Origin of the sequence: Noviherbaspirillum sp. Root189 (assembly GCF_001428545.1) — a bacterium.
Lineage (GTDB): Bacteria > Pseudomonadota > Gammaproteobacteria > Burkholderiales > Burkholderiaceae_D > Noviherbaspirillum.
In genome coordinates, this window is sequence record NZ_LMHZ01000056.1 from 238352 (window position 1) to 255778 (window position 17427).

General features: G+C 55.9%; 14 protein-coding genes. 2 read left to right on the forward strand and 12 right to left on the reverse strand.

The genetic code is table 11. From position 1 onward, the window contains the following. Positions 1-184: 184 nt before the first annotated feature. Positions 185-2809, forward strand: a complete 2625-nt coding sequence (locus ASE07_RS23995; RefSeq protein ID WP_156396955.1) for a sensor domain-containing protein — start codon at positions 185-187, stop codon at positions 2807-2809. A 286-nt stretch (positions 2810-3095) separates the two neighbouring features. Here the strand turns inward: ASE07_RS23995 and paaH are convergent, their stop codons facing one another. Genes paaH through ASE07_RS24050 form a run of 11 tightly spaced genes read right to left on the reverse strand, consistent with a single transcriptional unit; the run spans position 3096 to position 14817 of the window. Next, complete coding sequence (gene paaH / locus ASE07_RS24000; protein ID WP_057293333.1) at positions 3096-4619, reverse strand: 3-hydroxyacyl-CoA dehydrogenase PaaH; 1524 nt, start codon at positions 4617-4619, stop codon at positions 3096-3098. Between the two features lies 1 nt (position 4620). Then, a complete protein-coding gene (locus ASE07_RS24005; RefSeq protein ID WP_057293334.1) occupies positions 4621-5631 on the reverse strand; it encodes an NADPH:quinone oxidoreductase family protein in 1011 nt (336 codons plus the stop codon). A gap of 56 nt (positions 5632-5687) precedes the next feature. After that, positions 5688-6806, reverse strand: coding sequence for a CaiB/BaiF CoA transferase family protein (locus ASE07_RS24010; RefSeq protein ID WP_057293335.1), 1119 nt, complete (start codon positions 6804-6806; stop codon positions 5688-5690). A gap of 1 nt (position 6807) precedes the next feature. Beyond that, the gene (locus tag ASE07_RS24015) at positions 6808-7464 is read right to left on the reverse strand and encodes a 3-hydroxyacyl-CoA dehydrogenase family protein (RefSeq protein WP_057293336.1); all 657 of its coding nucleotides are present in this window, start codon (positions 7462-7464) and stop codon (positions 6808-6810) included. Between the two features lie 3 nt (positions 7465-7467). Further along, on the reverse strand, positions 7468-8343 hold the full coding sequence (locus ASE07_RS24020) for a 3-hydroxyacyl-CoA dehydrogenase family protein (protein WP_057293337.1): 876 nt from the start codon (positions 8341-8343) through the stop codon (positions 7468-7470). A gap of 10 nt (positions 8344-8353) precedes the next feature. Beyond that, positions 8354-9520, reverse strand: a complete 1167-nt coding sequence (locus tag ASE07_RS24025; RefSeq protein WP_057293338.1) for an acyl-CoA dehydrogenase family protein — start codon at positions 9518-9520, stop codon at positions 8354-8356. Positions 9521-9540: 20 nt separating this feature from the next. Beyond that, positions 9541-10287 (reverse strand): SDR family NAD(P)-dependent oxidoreductase, encoded by a 747-nt coding sequence (locus tag ASE07_RS24030; RefSeq protein WP_057293339.1) that lies wholly within the window; start codon positions 10285-10287, stop codon positions 9541-9543. Positions 10288-10289: 2 nt separating this feature from the next. Beyond that, positions 10290-11057 carry an enoyl-CoA hydratase/isomerase family protein gene (locus ASE07_RS24035; RefSeq protein ID WP_057293340.1) on the reverse strand — a complete coding sequence of 256 codons (768 nt, stop codon included), beginning with the start codon at positions 11055-11057 and terminating at the stop codon, positions 10290-10292. A 2-nt stretch (positions 11058-11059) separates the two neighbouring features. After that, positions 11060-12736, reverse strand: coding sequence for a class I adenylate-forming enzyme family protein (locus ASE07_RS24040; RefSeq protein WP_057293341.1), 1677 nt, complete (start codon positions 12734-12736; stop codon positions 11060-11062). Positions 12737-12749: 13 nt separating this feature from the next. Next, positions 12750-13535 (reverse strand): enoyl-CoA hydratase-related protein, encoded by a 786-nt coding sequence (locus ASE07_RS24045; protein ID WP_057293342.1) that lies wholly within the window; start codon positions 13533-13535, stop codon positions 12750-12752. Between the two features lie 49 nt (positions 13536-13584). After that, a complete protein-coding gene (locus tag ASE07_RS24050) occupies positions 13585-14817 on the reverse strand; it encodes a CaiB/BaiF CoA transferase family protein (protein ID WP_057293343.1) in 1233 nt (410 codons plus the stop codon). 251 nt (positions 14818-15068) lie between these two features. Between ASE07_RS24050 and ASE07_RS24055 the strand changes: the two genes are divergently transcribed. Continuing rightward, on the forward strand, positions 15069-16727 hold the full coding sequence (locus tag ASE07_RS24055) for a sigma-54 interaction domain-containing protein (protein ID WP_057293344.1): 1659 nt from the start codon (positions 15069-15071) through the stop codon (positions 16725-16727). Between the two features lie 31 nt (positions 16728-16758). Here ASE07_RS24055 and ASE07_RS24060 read toward each other — a convergent pair whose 3' ends face one another. Continuing rightward, positions 16759-17418: a DUF4286 family protein gene (locus ASE07_RS24060; protein ID WP_156396957.1), complete on the reverse strand. Its 660-nt coding sequence runs from the start codon at positions 17416-17418 to the stop codon at positions 16759-16761. Positions 17419-17427 lie beyond the last annotated feature (9 nt).

The window sequence follows — 17427 nt, forward strand, 5'->3', positions numbered from 1 at the left end:
ATATCGATATTTGAAAAAAATCGGGCTTCGCTTTTTCTGGATGGACGGTGCGGATATTGGTACAAATGACTGATGCTGCAAACGGATGAAATGAGTAATGCGCTCATCAAAATTATAAGTGCATGCATCATCCTTTCTGCTTATCGCATTGCTCTTCAGTCCCTTATTCATACAAGAGGCGCTCATGATAAGCACCAGTGTCCATGAGATGCAGCAGTGTATTGCACAGCTGAAAAAGACACTTGAAGAGAAGTCCACTTCCCTGGCATCAGCGGAGATGGCCCTGGTCCGCACAAAGGCCAACCTCGACGAAGTCACGCAGATCTATCGAACGACGTTCGATCTTGCCGCTATCGGCATAGCCCATATCACGTTGGACGGAAGATGGTTTCGTGTGAATCCTTGCCTGTGCGAGATGCTCGGCTATAGCAAGGAAGAACTGCAAACAAAGACCTTTGAGGAACTGACCTATCCTGGGGATCTTGTGCTCGATCTGCAACGGCTCACTGAAGTGATCAATGACAAGCACACGTCATACGCGGTGCAAAAGCGCTATGTCACGAAAAGTGGTGATCCGGTGTGGGCGCACCTTAGTGTTTCTCTGGTACGCGACGCCAATGGTTTACCGAGCTACTTCATCGTTATCGTCAAGAATATCGACGCACGTGTGCGAGCGCAACGCCACAGGGAAAAAATCCGCGCACGCCTGAAGGCCGTGCTCGATAGTCTCGATGAAGGCGTTCTTGTCTATTCAAATACAGGCAAGCTTCTGGAAGCCAACCCGGCTGCAATGCGATTGTTCGAGTACAAAACTCAAGCCGAAATCCGTTCGGTGTCCAACGCGCTTACGGATATGTTTGAAGCCACTACGCTGGACCGGCAGGGGATCCCGATAGAAGACTGGCCCGTATCGAAACTCTTACGAGGCGAAACAATTTCCAACGCGGAAATGATTGTGAGCCGCCGTAACTCCGGAAGGGCATGGATCGCGAGCGTTTCTGGAACCTTGGTAGACGATGCGCAGCTACCAGGCCCGCTCGCAGTATTGACCTTCAAGGATATCACCAAGCGCATGACGGCAGAGACTGCGTTACGGGTGAGCGAGCAACGGTTGCGACTGGCGTTCGACCATATCCCTGACATGATCGTGATTTACGATGCTGGCCAGCGTATACAGTATGTCAACCTGACGGCTGCCTACAATATCGGCAAGAGTGCCAATGAATTAATCGGCCAACATATCGAGGATGCCCCGACAAAGTCCATTCTGGGTTTATGGCAACCCTTGCTAGCCGCGACGCTCACGTCAGCCACACTGCAAACCAGTAATTTTGACTTTCCTACGGAAGCCGGGCTTCGCAACCTCAGAGTCACCTGCGTACCCATTACCGAAGGAGGTCAAACGGTACGAGAAATCATGGTCATCTGCCACGACTATAGCGAACGGCGACAGGCTGAAGAAAAGATCCGGCAGGCGGCCTTGCATGATCCTCTGACAGGATTGCCGAACCGTGCCCTTCTCTACGAGCATGCCCGCCATACCTTCGCAACTGCAAACCGCGCCCAGCAAGAAGTGTCGGTATTGTTTATTGATCTCGACCGTTTTAAGCCGATTAACGACGTCCACGGCCATGAGGTCGGCGATATGGTACTGCGTCAGGTCGCCAGCCGGTTAAAACGGAATATGCGGGGACAGGACATCGTGTTCCGATTGGGAGGAGACGAATTTCTCGCCCTCGTCCCTCATCAACGTGAAGCGACTGCCGGAGAAAAAGTGGCACGGCATCTGATGGAGGCAATCAGTCGTCCATACCATGTCGGCTCAGTGGAAGTCTCTTTGTCCTGTTCCATCGGAGTCAGCGTCTACCCCCGCAATGGTGTTGACGTTGACATGCTGATCGGCCATGCGGACGCTGCAATGTACATTGCAAAGCAGATGGGGCGTAACACCATCCAGCTTTACACGTCTTCCCTGGCGGAGCGCGTCTATATGCAGTCCCTCATTGAGGAGGGAATTAAACATGCCCTCCGGCATGATGAGTTCACCCTGTATTACCAACCATTGGTCGATATGGAAACCGGTCAGGTGGTGAGCGTGGAGGCCCTGCTTCGGTGGCCCGCCAACGGCATGGGCCCTGACCGCTTTATTCAGGTAGCCGAGATCACTGGCTTGATCGGACGCCTGGGCGAATGGGTTTTTTCACGGGCGTGCCATCAACACGCCGCATGGATAAAGGAAGGCTTGCCAGCAATTCCGATTGCAGTCAACGTGTCACCCATGCAGTTTCGGAGAAAGGACTTTGCAACGTATCTGGAATCGACGATTCATGATCATTGCATTGCCACAAACGGGGTCCAGATTGAACTAACCGAAACGGCAGTAATGGAAGACATCGACCATGCCATCGTCATGTTAAACCGGCTGCGTAGTAAAGGCATTAAAATTTCGCTCGATGATTTTGGAACTGGATATTCGAGCCTGAACTATTTAAGTCGCTTGCCGCTAGATAAAATCAAGGTCGACAAATCTTTTGTGCATCGGCTCCAGAATGACACAGCGAGCCGGGCAATTATCGAGGCCATTATTGCGATGGGCCGCACGCTCGACCTCGAAATCGTTGCCGAAGGTATTGAGTGCGACTCGACGATGGAGTATTTACGCCGACATGGATGTCATCAGGCACAGGGATATCATGTGTGCAAGCCGGTAGCTGGCGGCAAGTTTGCGACATGGTACCGCGAGCACGCTGCTTCCTACACTTGTCCTGATGAAAAAGAAGGCGTTGCGGCGGTACTTGCGCGTGGCTAACGCACGCCAAACCTGCGCCGACGGCCCAACCGCGCGCTGCGCTGCCTTTTTCCGCTGCCAGCGGCTTGAGGCGGATCGCAGCCGACAGGTCAGCCGGGCCGAAAGGGAGTACGCACCGCGTTGCAAATGAACGCAGATTTCATGATGGATCTTATACCAATCCCAACCCATAACGCACCATGAGATCGCGTCTTTTTCTGCCTGCCGGCGTTGCACTCGTCGTCAATAGCTCGCTATTGACTCCTCCTGCGCCTTGCCAGTCAAAAAAATCCATCGATCTCATTTGTCACGTTATAGTATTGCTCCACACCAGTTGCTGAATCAACGGGGAAACGCGGTACCGATCCTCGCCGTACGTGCGCGCCAGGTTGTTCAGTACGCGCCGGACGTAACCAAGACCAATTCCGTCAGCCCATGCCAGAGGCCCCTGCGGATAGTTCACGCCCTTTCGCATCGCAATGTCTGCGCCAGCAGCATCACATACCCCCTGGTTGACTGCATCCGCAGCCTCGTTTGCCAGCATGGCGACTGTGCGCATCACAGCCATCCCGGGAACATCCACAATCCGGGACACTGCGTAACCTGCCATCTGCAAGAAACCTACTGCCATGCGGAACGCGTGATCGTCGCACTGCGCAGCCGCTGTAACTGCCAACCTGCTTGCATTGGTATAGTCGAGAGCCAGGTCGACGAGCACAAGATTGGCGATGCCCTCCTCTGCAGCGCGCTGCGTTGCGGTTCTGCCATCGCTCAGGCAGAGCACGGCGTCACCGCACTGGATAAACGCATCCGCCCCGCTACTGCCGTCAACGCGCTGGACGGACGCACCGGCCGACATGGCACGGCCAGCAATGCCGTCGATCGCGTGGCTTTGCCCGACTACGGTAACGCGATCGGTTTTGGGAACATCGGCAATGGTTTCCGGAACGGGCTTGCTCCCGTCATCATAGCGATAGAAGCCACGTCCGCTTTTACGTCCGAGGAAACCGGCATTTACCAGTTCCTGTTGCACAAGTGAAGGCGTGAAGCGAGGATCATTGTAGTAAGCAGTGAAGACCGACTGTGTCACGGCAAAATTCACGTCGTGTCCAATCAAGTCCATGAGCTCAAATGGCCCCATCCGGAATCCCCCTGCTTCGCGCATGATCGCGTCGATTGTCGCCGGCGTGGCAGCCTTCTCGTTGATTAGACGCAGCGCCTCGCCATAGTACGGGCGTGCGACGCGATTGACAATAAAACCGGGAGTTGATGCCGCATGTACCGGCGACTTTCCCCATGCGGCGGCCGTGGCGAAAATGCATCCGGCAACCTCCACATTCGTCGCAAGGCCACTGATGACCTCGACCAATGCCATGAGCGGTACCGGATTGAAAAAATGCATGCCCACAAGACGTCCGGGCAAGGCAAGCTTGGCAGCCAAAGCGGTCACGGAAATCGATGAGGTATTGGTGGCGAGGATGCAGTCATTGGCGACTACCTTCTCCAATTCGCCAAAAAGCTGGCGCTTGACGTCCAGGTTCTCAACAATGGCTTCGACTACCAGCCTGGCATCGGCGAGCTGTTCAAGCGCATTGGCTTTCTGCAACCGCTGGCTGGCCGCATCGGCCTCATCCTGCGTCATTCGTCCCTTCTCGGCAAGCATGCCAAATGTCTTGCGAATGCCGGCAAGCGCTTTGTCCACTGCTTCAGGGTGGGTGTCGTACAGTTTCACCGGATGTCCGGCCGCCGCGGCGATCTGGGCAATTCCCGCCCCCATCGCGCCGGCGCCGACGACGGCAACAAGAGAGGATGTCGTTAAAGCGCTTTGCATATCATTTTCCTTGGGGCTTACCGCTGTTCGTCGTCAACACTACCTTCCCATTGACTTCCCCCTTCTTGACCAGGGAAAGCGCCTCGGCAAATTGCTCCATCGGGAAAGCTTGCATGACGTGTGCCTTGATCTTACCTTCGGTGTACAGCTGGAAGAGTTCATCTTGAACGCGCCGCACCCACGCGGGATCGCGCTCCCGGTAATCGCTCCACTGGATCCCGGATACGGCGATATTCTTCACCAGCAGGTAATTTGCCTTGATAGTAGGAATACGGCCCGCCGCAAACCCGATCACGACCATCCGTCCACGCCACGCCATCGCACGCAGGCTGCCGTCGAACACATCGCCGCCAAGCGGATCAAGCACCACATCGGCGCCGCGACCATTTGTCACGGCATGCACCTGGCGGCGGATTTCTTCGTGCAAGTTGTCCACGCCGAGGTTGATAATGTAGTCTGCACCGCTCTCCCGCGCCAGCTGTGCATGGTTTTCCTTCCGGACGCCAGCCAGCACAGTCGCTCCCAGGGCCTTCGCAATCTGCACTGCCGCGAGACCAACACCACCGCCGGCGCCAGTGACCATCACTGTTTCACCACTGCGGAATTGACCGCGCTCGACCAGCGCGAAATAGGCGGTCTGATAAACCAATCCCATCGCGGCTGCTTCTGTGTAAGGCATCGATTCCGGCAGCACAAAACAATTTACGCCGCGGGCGACAAGCTGTTCGGCGTAGGCTCCGTACTCAACCTGCGCTACGACCCGGTCCCCGGGCTTGCAGGAGGTAACGTACTTGCCTACGGCTGCGACCACCCCTGCCGCATCTTTGCCAGGGCTGAATGGACGTGGGGGCAAAATCTGATATTGGCCCCCGATGACGAGCAGATCGGGATAGTTGACGCCGATGGCTTGAACATCAATTAAGACCTCGTCATCGCCGACAACAGGGGTGGAAACGTCTTCAATAACGAGGGACGACGGTTCACCGTGTTCACGGATTAGGATTGCACGCATAGTTGTTCGTTTGTATCAAGCAGGCGTTAAAGCAGCCCGCGATTCATGGAGATGATTTATGAAAAACCGAAATCTTGATTGCCTTCACCCAGCTTGGGATAGCTGCCGCTTACGGCGTCGTCGCGGAACGCACTTGAAACCGGCACCGGCAGTGCGCTAATGCGTTCTCCGCCGCTTTCCAGTTCCTTGGCAAACAGGCCGCGTGAGTGGAAGTGCTCATCCTGCATCGCTTCCTGCATGGTGGCTACAATCACGCTGCAGACATCCTTGCCGGCGAAGCACGCGCGCCAATGGTCAGCAGGTTTAGCGGCAATGAGGGCGGCAACCGCGGCGCGTACGCCAGCCGGATCCCTGGTGTCGTCCTGCAGTTCACGCGGGGCACCGATCGCCTCAAGAAAGTTCACCCAGAATTTTTCCTCAAGCGGGCCAGCCGCGACGAATTTCTCATCGCTGGTGCGGTAGATCTGATACCGTGGCGAGCCGCCGGTGACCAGCTCACCACCCGGTACTGGCCATTTTCCTTCTACTTGTCCGTTGCCCATCGCCCAATAAAGGAAGGTAAACAGATTATCGGCCATCGCAATGTCGAGTTTACAGCCCTTGTTTGTGCGATCACGCTGGCGTAGCGCGAGCAGCATGTTGACCACCGCCGGGTAAGTTCCGCCGGCGATATCCGCAATCAGCGCAGGCGGCAGCACCGGCGCACCGTCGCTGCCTGCCGATAAACCCAGCATGCCCGCCTCCGCGACATAGTTCAAGTCGTGTGCTGCGACGTTCGCTTTGGGGCCTGTTTGCCCATAACCGGTGATTGCGCAATAAATGATGCGTGGATTAATTTTCGACAGCGCCTCGTAGCCCAGGCCGAGTCGATCCATCACCCCGGGTCGAAACTGCTCGACGACGATGTCCGCGCTTTCAATGAGTGGGCGCAGCATGTTGACAGCATCGGCATCCTTGAGGTCGACTGCGACGCTGCGTTTGCCGCGATTAAGCAATGCAAAGTTCACGCTGTCCTCGCCGAACTTTGGCGTGTAGCTCCGCATTTCATCCCCTTTTCCGGGGCGTTCGATCTTGATTACTTCCGCTCCTGCCTCGGCAAGGATCAGCGTCGCCATCGGGCCGGGCAAAAGCGTGCTGAAGTCAAGTACACGCACGCCTTCGAGTGGTCGCATCATGTCAGCCTGCTTTCTTCTTCGAACGGACTTTCGCAACACGGGCCCGCCGTGCGGGCGCATACGGCGACTCACCGTAGGATTCAAACAGAGCCTGTGTCACATCAAAATGGTGAGCAAGCCCTGTGCGCTCGAGCAGAGCGATCGGCCCTTCCGGATAGCCAAGACCCAACTTGAGTGTCAGGTCCATGTCATCAGCGGTGGCGAGTCCCTCGTCAAGGCGGCGCAGCGCGGCGTTGTAATAGGGCCGAACCAGACGGTCAATGATACGGCCGGAAAAGTCATAACAGACTGCAACTTTAAAGCCAGCGGCTTCAAGAACTTCCTTTGCCGCATTGAGTGCCGACTCGAGCGTATTCGGCTGCCGTACCAGCTCAATGAGGTTGGAAGGTTCACCATCTCCTAATCGAAAACGCGCAAAACCGAGCACATTTGAACCTTCCTTGGCGCGGCTTTCTCCGGTATGAACACCAAGGCATTCAGTGCCGAGTTCAATCAGCACGGCTGTCTTTGCGTCGACATCAACAATTCTGTCCAGCTGGTCGCCAGCGTTCTCACCGATGAGCAGGACAACATTTCCGTCCTTGGATTGGCCGTCCATCAGCGGATGCCTGGAGGGGAACGAGCGGCTGTTGCCGGTATCAATAATGGAATAAGTCATGTTTTAGCTCCCGAACATCGCGTTGCCTTCATAGGTATAGAACCCGCGTCCCGACTTCCGGCCGAGGTGGCCTGCGGCGATCATCCTCTTGACCAGTGGCGGACATGCTGCTCGCGGCTCGTTGGTGATTCCATACATCGCCTCACACAGCAGCAGCTGAGTGTCGAGCCCGATCAGGTCAAGCAATTCCAGGGGGCCCATCGGATAGCCCAGCCCTTCCTTGATCGCACGATCGATGTCGGCGGGCGAGGCGACGCCGGCCTCCACGAGACGGATGGCATCGTTGTTGTAGGGGATGAGGAAGTAGTTCAGGATGAAGCCGGGGTTATCTTTGGTCTTCACCGGACGCTGCCCCATGGCCTCGCAAGCGGCCCATGCCTTTGCAAAGGTCTCTTCAGCCGTGTTGAGCCCGGGTGACATCTCCACGAGCTTCATCAGTTGCGCCGGCAGGCAGAAGTGCATACCGACAAAGCGGTCGTCACGGCCGGAACCAGCGGCGATCTCCGTGATCGACAAGGTCGAGGTATTCGACGCAAAGATGGTATGCGGTGGACAGATCTTGTTGAGCTTTCCGAACAAATCGTGCTTTACCTTCAGGTCCTCGTAGACAGCATCAATGATCAGGTCGCACTCAGCCATGTTCTCGAGCGTCGTTGTCACAACCAGGTTCGCAAGCGCTGTCGCCTTTTTCTCCTCGGTCATCTTTCCTCGTTGAACCGACTTCGCAAAGAAGCCATCGGTCTGCTTCAGTGCATTGTCAAGCGCCTCCTGACGCGTATCGAATACGACTGTTCGAAAGCCAGCGCGCGCGGCGACGATTGCAATGCCCGCTCCCATGGTGCCGCATCCGGCGACACCGATAGTCTTGATTTCACTCATTGAATGCCTCTTATTTGGTCAGGAAACTGCGGCCGATCAGCTGACGGTGCACCTGATTAGTACCTTCCCATATCTGGGTAATCTTCGCGTCGCGCATCAAACGCTCAACCCGGAAATCCTGGCAATAACCGTAGCCGCCAAACAGCTGTACCACGTCGGTGGTAATACGCATGGCGATGTCGCTTGCCCTCATCTTCAACATCGAGGCGTCAATGCTGAAATCCGTAGCGCCGTTGTCCACCAGTTTTGCAAGGCGCCAGAGCCAGGACTCGCACATTGCCAAGTCAGTGGCCATATCCGCCAGCATGAACTGGATCCCTTGAAACTCGATGATCTTCCGTCCAGACTGTTTGCGCTCGTTGATGTAATTCAATCCATCCTCGAGTGCGGCGCGCGCAATCCCAAGTGCGTGAGCCGCCACGCTCGGACGTGACTTGTTGAGCGAAGCGAACAGGATGTTCAAGCCATCACCGGGGTTGCACAACAGATTGCTTCGAGGTACGCGACACCCGTCAAACGAAATCGTCGCGGTGCTTGATGCCCTGTGACCCATCTTTTGTTCGGTCCGCACCACCGAAAGCCCTGGCGTACCCTTTTCCAGAACCACCACCGAAATGGATTTTTTCGGATCGTCGATTTCACTCCATTTACCAAAAAGGATATAGACGTCAGCGACATCGCCATTGGTGATGAACGTCTTGCCGCCGTCAATGACGATTTCGTCACCGTCAGGCGTGAAACGTGTGCGCATGCCGGTAGCATCGGACCCGGCGTTGGGTTCGGTGATCGCTAGTGCAGCAAGTCCACCTTCTACGATACGGGGAAGCAGGCGCTGTTTCTGCTCTTCGGTGCCGAAATCAATGAGCGGCTTGATCGCATGGAAATTGGTTGCCCAAATGATGCCTGTGGATGCACAAGCCTTGGAGATCTCGCGCACACACTCAAGATAGGACGTGTACGAAAGTTTGGCGCCGCCATACTCTTCTGGAATGAACATGGCATTCAAACCGAGGTTATTGATCGCCTTGACATTTTCCCAAGGAAATTCGCCTGTTCGATCGTAATGTTCTGCCCGTTGCTTTAACTCGGTACGCGCCAGCGTGCGTACGCTGTCCAAGAGGAGTTTTTCGTCGTCCGAGAGCTCGATGCTTGCATCGAGTCGTTCAAAAATGTTCACGTTGATCCTCGCTGGTTCTATTAGTGCGCCACGCCCTGTGCGCCGTCGATATAAATGGTCTCTCCGGACAGGAAAGGCGAATCCGTCATATAAAGCGCTTTAACAAGCTTGGCCACATCTTCTGATGTACCCGGGTTCCGGCCCGGGATGCGTTTCTCGAGATACTCGCGCAAAGGGCCGGATGACATGGCTTCCTTATTCAAATCGGTGGTGATATAGCCTGGCGCGACGTCGATCACACGGATGCCCTTGCTCGCCCATTCCACTGCCAGACAACGTGTGATGGCACCCACTGCTGCTTTCGATGCGCAGTATGCGAGGTTGCGCTTCACACCCAGTTTGTCGAAGAAAGATCCAATGTTGATGATTAAGCCGCCACCAGAATCCACCAAGTACGAGTAGATATGCTGGCAGCTCATGAACACCGAGGTTGTGTTGGTAGCGAAGACGGACTCGTAGTCCTCGCGCGAGAAGCTCGTGCTTGGGCCTTCTAGATGGACACCGGCATTGTTGACCAGCCCTACGATCGGTCCACCGATCTTTGCCGCCTCCGAGAATGCACCACACAAGCTGTCACTGTCTGTGACATCGCAGGTGAAACCCTTGCAACGCGTCAGCGCTTCTGCGCTGGCATTGCCAACGGCAGGCAGTTCACCGCGACGCGATAGACATGCTACGGTATAGCCAAGGTCGGCGAGGGCAATGGCGATTGCTGCCCCGATTCCGCGGCTTGCGCCAGTGACGATGATAGTTCCTTTGTCTGACATGTTCAGCAATCCTTAAATTGTGGCTTGCGCTTTTCCAGGAAAGCCGCCATTCCTTCGTTGGCATCCTTCGTCTGGTACGCAAGTGTGGACAAGTCGGCCTCCACCTTCAGGCCTTCGGAAAGCGGAGACTGAAGTGCCCGTTGCACGGCCCCGCGCGCCAAGCGCAGCGCGACCATGCCATTAGCACTGAATTCGCGAGCGAACGCAACGCCAGCTTCTATTGCATCCCCTTCTACAATCCGGTTCACCAGCCCAATGCGCATTGCTTCTTCTGCGGCGACTGTGCGGCCAGTCAGAATCAACTCCATGGCACGCGCTTCACCGACGACGCGGGGGAGTCGCTGCGTGCCGCCATAGCCTGGAATGAGCCCTAGCTTGATTTCAGGCAGGCCCACCTTCGCGTTCGGCATCGCAATTCGGAAGGTGCACGCCAATGCCAGTTCAAGGCCACCTCCGAACGCATAACCGTTGAGGATCGCAACCGAAGGCATGGGAAGTTGGTCCAGGCGGGCGAAGACCTGCTGACCCAATTCCGCGCCGCGCTTTTGCGCTTCAAGATCACGTCCAGTCAGTTCCGCGATGTCCGCGCCCGCGCAAAATGCCTTGGATCCGGCGCCGGTAACAAGAAGGCAGCGTGCCGATGATTTTTCGACTTCATCAAAACAACGCGCGATATCGCTGATTAGTGAAAAGCTCAAGGCATTGAGCGCTTCCTGCCGGTCGATCGTAAGGACCGCAAACTCGTCGCGATAAGTAAGTGTGATTGGCATATTCAGTTGACCTTTTCCGTGACCTTGTTTTCGGTGCTTTGCCAACGCACCGGAGTTGGCGTAAGGCGCCCTTGCTTTACCCACTCGATTAGTTCGCGCTTTAAGATTTTTCCACTGGCAGTTTGGGGAAATGCATCGAGTGATACATAGTATTCCGGCATGTCAAATTTCGACAAACCGACGTCATGCAGATGCTTGAGGATCTCCTCGCCCATGGGTGGCGAGGCACCTTCTGGACAGGTGATTGCCAGGCAAACCTTTTCACCAAGCCGGTCATCGGCCACCGGAAAGGCTGCCGCCTTGAGGACGGCAGGATGGGTGATGGCGAGGTCTTCAATCGTAGCGGGATAAATGTTATGGCCGCCGCGAATAATAAGATCTTTTTTGCGCCCGATAATGACAAGGCACCCGTTCTCATCAAATTTGCCAAGGTCACCGCTCAGGAACCAGCCATGCGCGTTAAACGACTTCTCGGTCGCTGACTGGTTGTTGAAGTAGCCGAGCATCAGGCAACCTCCGCGGCCACCGATTTCGCCGGTCTCGCCTGGCTTTGCCTCGATGTCAGGATTTTCCTGGTTCCAGAGCCTGACTTCATAAGCATCGCAGGCGCGTCCGCAGGTACCAACGATGGTGTCTGTATTGTCAGTCGGCAGGGTGTACTGGTGTGAGCCATTTTCGGTCATGCCATATACGTTTTGCGGCAAAATGCCGCGGTTCAAAAAGCCTTGGGCAATCTCACGGGGGATGGCGGCGCCGGCCATGTAGAACACCTTCACGTTGCCCAGCTTGTCAAGCCCGCGCTGCTTTGCCTCTGCCAGTATGTCCATCGCATGCGTCGGAACGCCCATGACATAAGTCGCGCCGGTCTCAAGGATCCAGTCGATCGGCTTCATCCCCGAAGGAAGGTCGTTTAACACCAACTCCATGCCGGCGACCAGCATTTGCTCGATTGATACTGTCGCAATGTGGTGGCTTACCGGGCTTAAACTAAGCAGGATCGTATTGTGGTTATGAGCCCAGTCCTTCACCATGGCTCGACCGTTGGCCAGCAACGTATTGTCACTGTGCAAAACCGCCTTGGGCAGACCAGTGGTGCCGGAGGTAAAAGCGAGATACACCACCTTGTCGGCATTGTCATCAGGCATGGATGACGGACGGTTTTCTCCGGCTTTGGGAAACCCGGTTTCATCGGTACGCGCCGGGTCCAGCCAATAGGTTCGGCGAAGGCTCTTGACCGCCGCAATCTGGTCGATTACCCCCTCTCGCTTCGCATCCGCTCCGTAGCCTTTCTCGCCAACAAACGCCTCGCAATCGATGCGTTCGATCAGACGCACGATCTCGGCCACCGTATAGTTTTGGTGCAGCGAAGGGTTGCAGATGTAGCCATTGCGCGAACAAGCGAGGAAGACAACGACAGATTCGACCCGGCTGGGAAGCCAGATCGATACCCGCGAGCTTTTGCGCAAACCCGCGGCCGCCAAATCGGCTGCAACAGCGTCTGTCCACTCAAGCAGCTGGGCCCATGTGAGGCGACGCGAGCTATCCCGCAGCGCCCAGTCATTGGGGCGTGCGCGCGCATGAGATTGCAACAGCGTGTACATCGTCTGATCCTGCCAGACGCCAGACTCGTAATACTGGCGGGCGGTCCTCGGATCGTGGAGGGTAAGGACTGTGCTCATCAAACAGCTCCCGCTAGTGCCCAAACGTGGAAGAGTCGGGTGAACGTTTTTCACTAAAGGACTTCGACAGTTCCTTGGACTCATCCGTGTCGAGGTTCAAGCGGAGCAGCAGGTCGTGCGTGACGCGCGACAAGCCCGCTACTCCACCGTGGCGGGCGCCAAAGGCGGCCTTGATCGAGGCCAGCGCAAACGCGCCACGGTCTGCGATCTCCAGCGCCATTTCCCGCGTCGCCGCCGCGAGCTGGTCGTCGGGCACGGCCTTGTTGATGAGGCCCATTTCAACCGCTTCCTTCGCACTGATCTTTGGATTGCGGAACCAGATTTCCTTTGCTCTTTTCTTGCCGACCAGGTCCTCCAGATACCACGTGCCAAATCCCGCATCGAAGCTTCCCATCATCGGCCCGACCTGCCGGAATACAGCGCTCTCCTTGGCGATCGTAATGTCGCACATGACCTGCAGCACGTTTCCGCCGCCGACGGCAAAACCGTTCACCGAGGCAATTACCGGCTTCTGCAAGCGGTCGATTGCTTCGTACATGTCGAGGACAGGTAACACGCCGGGATAGAGATGGGTGTCAGGCATGCCGGTCTTTTCGCCGCCGATGCAGAAAAACTTGTCGCCGGCGCCTGTGATGACGATCACGCGCGTGCGGGTCTCACGTCGAATGTCGTTGATGCAGTCGCGGATTTCATGGCACATTGTTTCGTTGAACATGTTGCCATTATTAGGTCGGTTGAGGGTAATGGTGCCGATTGGGCCGTCTTCGCTGTAGATAATGGTTTCGAACTGGCGTGTCATGATGTCGTTCTCCTTAAATTTATAGTTCCGATGGCGTGCTGCTGCTCTGTTAAAGCAGTCCAGCATCGTCGAGTTTCTGAATCGCGTCGTCATCCCAGCCTAGCCAGGTATGAAAAGCTTGACGGGTGTCTTCGCCTAGACGAGGCGGATCCTTGCGATGGGTATTGAAGTTACCATTAAAACGGATGCCAAGCCCGACCTGCGGCACAGCAACGCCATTGCGACGAGTTGCGTAAAACAGCCCACGTTCCGTTAGGGTCGGATCTGTGACAACCTGATCAAGACGGTTGATTGGACCAGAGGGAATGCGTGCACTGGCAAATGCGTCAAGCCAGTATGAACTGGGCTTTTCCAGCAGCATCTTCTGCAGTTCACGAACAATTTCGGAACGGGCAGCACGGCGGCCTGCATTGTCGGCGAAGCGTGGATCCTGTGCCATGTCGGGTCGACCAACCACGTCACAGAAGCGTTTCCAGATCGCATCGTTGCCAAGCCCCAAGGTAATGGGATGGTCAGCCGTATGGAACGTCTGGTAAATCGCGATCACGCTGTCGGTACCTCCGCTTCGGCGCGACAGTTCACCGGAGCCAAGATAAGGCACGATCCGTGGCGTCATAAAGCGCGTCATGCTTTCGACCATCGCGATATCGATCTCGTGTCCATTTCCTGTACGGCTGCGGTCTAATAGAGCCGCCAGCACTGCCATGGCGGCATCCGAGCCAGAGAGCAGGTCTGCCGCGGGCGTGCCTACTTTTTGTGGTTCGGACTCCGGGGATGCGCCAGTGAGGTCCATTACGCCGCTGTACCCTTCCGCAATCAGGTCGTAGCAGGGCTGATCCTTCTTTGCGCCGTCAAGGCCGAATCCGGTGATGGACACGTGAACCAGACGTGGATTTATCTCGCTCAGGCGAGCGTAGTCGATGCCAAGCTTCTTTTGGCTTTTTCCTACCTGATTAACGATGATGACGTCAGCCACTTTGACAAGTGAATGCAAGACGTCGAGACCAGCGGATTGCGCGTAATCAAGTGTGACGCTGTGCTTGTTTCGGTTGACACTCAAGAACCACAGCGACTCGCCATCAAGGAACGGTGGTCCCCAGGCGCGTGCGTCATCACCACGTCCTGGGCGCTCAATTTTTACGACTTCCGCACCGAAGTCGGCCAGAAGCAAAGATGCATACGGTCCGGCAATAGAGGTTGTGAGGTCGAGGACGCGGATCCCCTCGAGCAGGCTTAGCGGTTTGCCATTTGGAGCAGGCGACAATTGTTCAGCAGGTAGCATTGGTTGGTCAGCGTCAGTTGCAGTGTCCGTCTTATTGCAACCTCCATGCCATTAAACCGTATATTAGCCAGAGACTGTTACAGACCAACACAGACAAGCCGGTTTTCCTTGCAAATACAGGGGCTTACAGAAGAGGCCCGAACGATGAAAGCGAATCGAGAAATAGAAAATCCTATTTTGTCTCCATCAATTGTCTTTTTAGGAGACAATGACTATATTGAATTTTGTATTTATAGCAGACACATTAAATTATGGAGTCGAGAAAGAACGATCCGCTTTCCTTCGGCGCATTGATCCTGGATGCAGAGGGAAAAGTGGCCTTTGCCACCGGCTTCGGGCGCGACATGGTGGTTCAGCAACAAATCACGGAACGCTATCGGAATGAGGGACGGCAACGGGGCATGATGGCGCTGAGTGGGCCACCGGATCTGATTGCAAGCTATCGTTCAAATGAAGATGCAACCCTGTTTTTTATCCAGCAGGCATCGAGCAAGTCGACCTTGTTTGACTTTGTCGCCACTGTTGACTTCGCGCACACGGTGCTCGACTATTTTCTGAACAACCCTTACGAATCTGTCGTGGTCGTCGATGATCAGGCCCGCATTCAATATATACCGCCTGTGCACGAACGCTTTTTCGGTATTGCGCATGGCGATGCCCTTGGGAAGAAGGTAACGGATGTCATCGAGAACACCAACCTGCATGAAGTGGTGCGCACGGGCAAGGCTGAAATCGGCAAGCTTCAGGAAATGGGTGGCGTGACTCGGGTCGTGGCCCGCATTCCGATTATCGAGAATGGCAAGACGCTTGGCGCCCTTGGCCGCGTGATGTTCAAAGGTCCGGAAACTTTGGTCGAGCTCAGCAAGGAGGTCACCAAGCTGCGCTCGGAGGTGGAGTTCTATCGTAATGAGTTGAGTGGCCTTAAGCGCCAGACTTCCGGCCTAGACAAGATGGTAGGCGACAGCGATGCAATGCGACAGCTAAAGGCTGATATTGCCAAGGTCGCGCCACTGTCCGTTCCGGTACTGATCATTGGTGAGAGTGGCACCGGCAAGGAACTCGCGGCGCATGCAATTCACACTTTGAGCCCCCGGTGCGACAATCCCATGGTGTTCGTGAATGCCGCCGCCCTTCCCGCTTCGCTAGTCGAAAGCGAATTGTTCGGCTATGAGGCCGGCGCTTTTACCGGCGCTGAACGCAAGGGTCGCAAGGGCAAGTTCGAGTTGGCCGATCACAGCTCGCTTTTCTTCGATGAAATCGGAGATATGCCCGCTGAAGTACAGGTCAAACTGCTGCGCGTTCTGCAGGATGGCATCTTTGAGCGTGTGGGCGGCGACCGGCCGCGTCACTCTGACTTCCGGCTCATCAGCGCCACCAACCGCAACTTCCAGCAGATGATTGCCAACGGCGAGTTCCGGCTCGACCTCTATTACCGGATCAGCGGCGTCACCATCCGGATGCCCAGTCTGCGTGAGCGTCCCGAGGATATTCCTGAACTGGTCAGGAGCTTCCTGACGGCTTTTGCACAGCGACACCGGACCCGGGTGAAGGGTGTTGATTCCCGCGTCTACTCCTACCTCAAAGAGCTGCCTTGGCCTGGTAACGTTCGGCAGTTACTCCATGAGGTAGAAAAGGCGGCCATCTTTTGTGATGGCCCGGACATTACGCTGGACAACTTCCGTCTGATGTCCCCGGAACTCGTCGAACATCACGCCCCACCGGTCAATGAGCCTCAGCCAGAGCCAACCTCCGGCAAGATCCAGGACGCCATCGAGGATCTGGAAAAAGCGATGATTCGTAGTGCGATGACCAAGTACAAGGGAAACAAGAAAAAGGTGGCAGAGGAGCTTGGCATTTCGCGCGCCTACCTCTATAAGAAACTTTCGGACGAAAAACCGGAATCTGCCTAAAACCCTGGCACCGGACACGGGGTGCGCCAGGCTACCTGCATGGCGTACCAGATGCGCGGTTTTCATAGATCAGTTGATACCGTAACCACGAACCCAGAAGCAGGCCAGTGCGTGCGCCTTCACCTTCCATCACCTGACTGTGCAGCGCCAGGGCGACCTGACCAAGATCCGTGCTCTCGATGAACAACACCCAATCGGCCACCATGTCGGCGGCAGGGCGCAATTCGCGTTCCACATTGGCGACATTGGTGACCGCAGGGTCCGTTTCCCACAGAGCGATGCGCACGTTGCAGGCGTTTCGCATCAGTCTGGGGCCAAATTCCTCGCGTATGAAGCGGCGCGCATCTTCTTCCCTGCCATGAATGGGCTTGCAGTGCGCCACAATCGCGGCACCGCCAGTGCCCATGCCGGATGACCACGTTTCGCGGCAGGCAGAGCGCTCCATGTTGAGGAAATGGGGCATGATTTTCTTCGTCCATGGTGATGGATCGGCTAGCCGCTGTCGGTAAGGCGCCGAACGCAGGACCTCGACAGTCTGGCAATCATAGACGACCATATAGTTCGGCTGGCCATCGACCGAGCGATAGCGCCGCGCTCGAAGAAAACCCGGTAATGCAAGTCGCTCCACCAGGTGCTCTTCGTGATACCACCGCGTGAATTCTTCTTCCATCCCTTTCGGAACGTCATTCATCACAAAAAG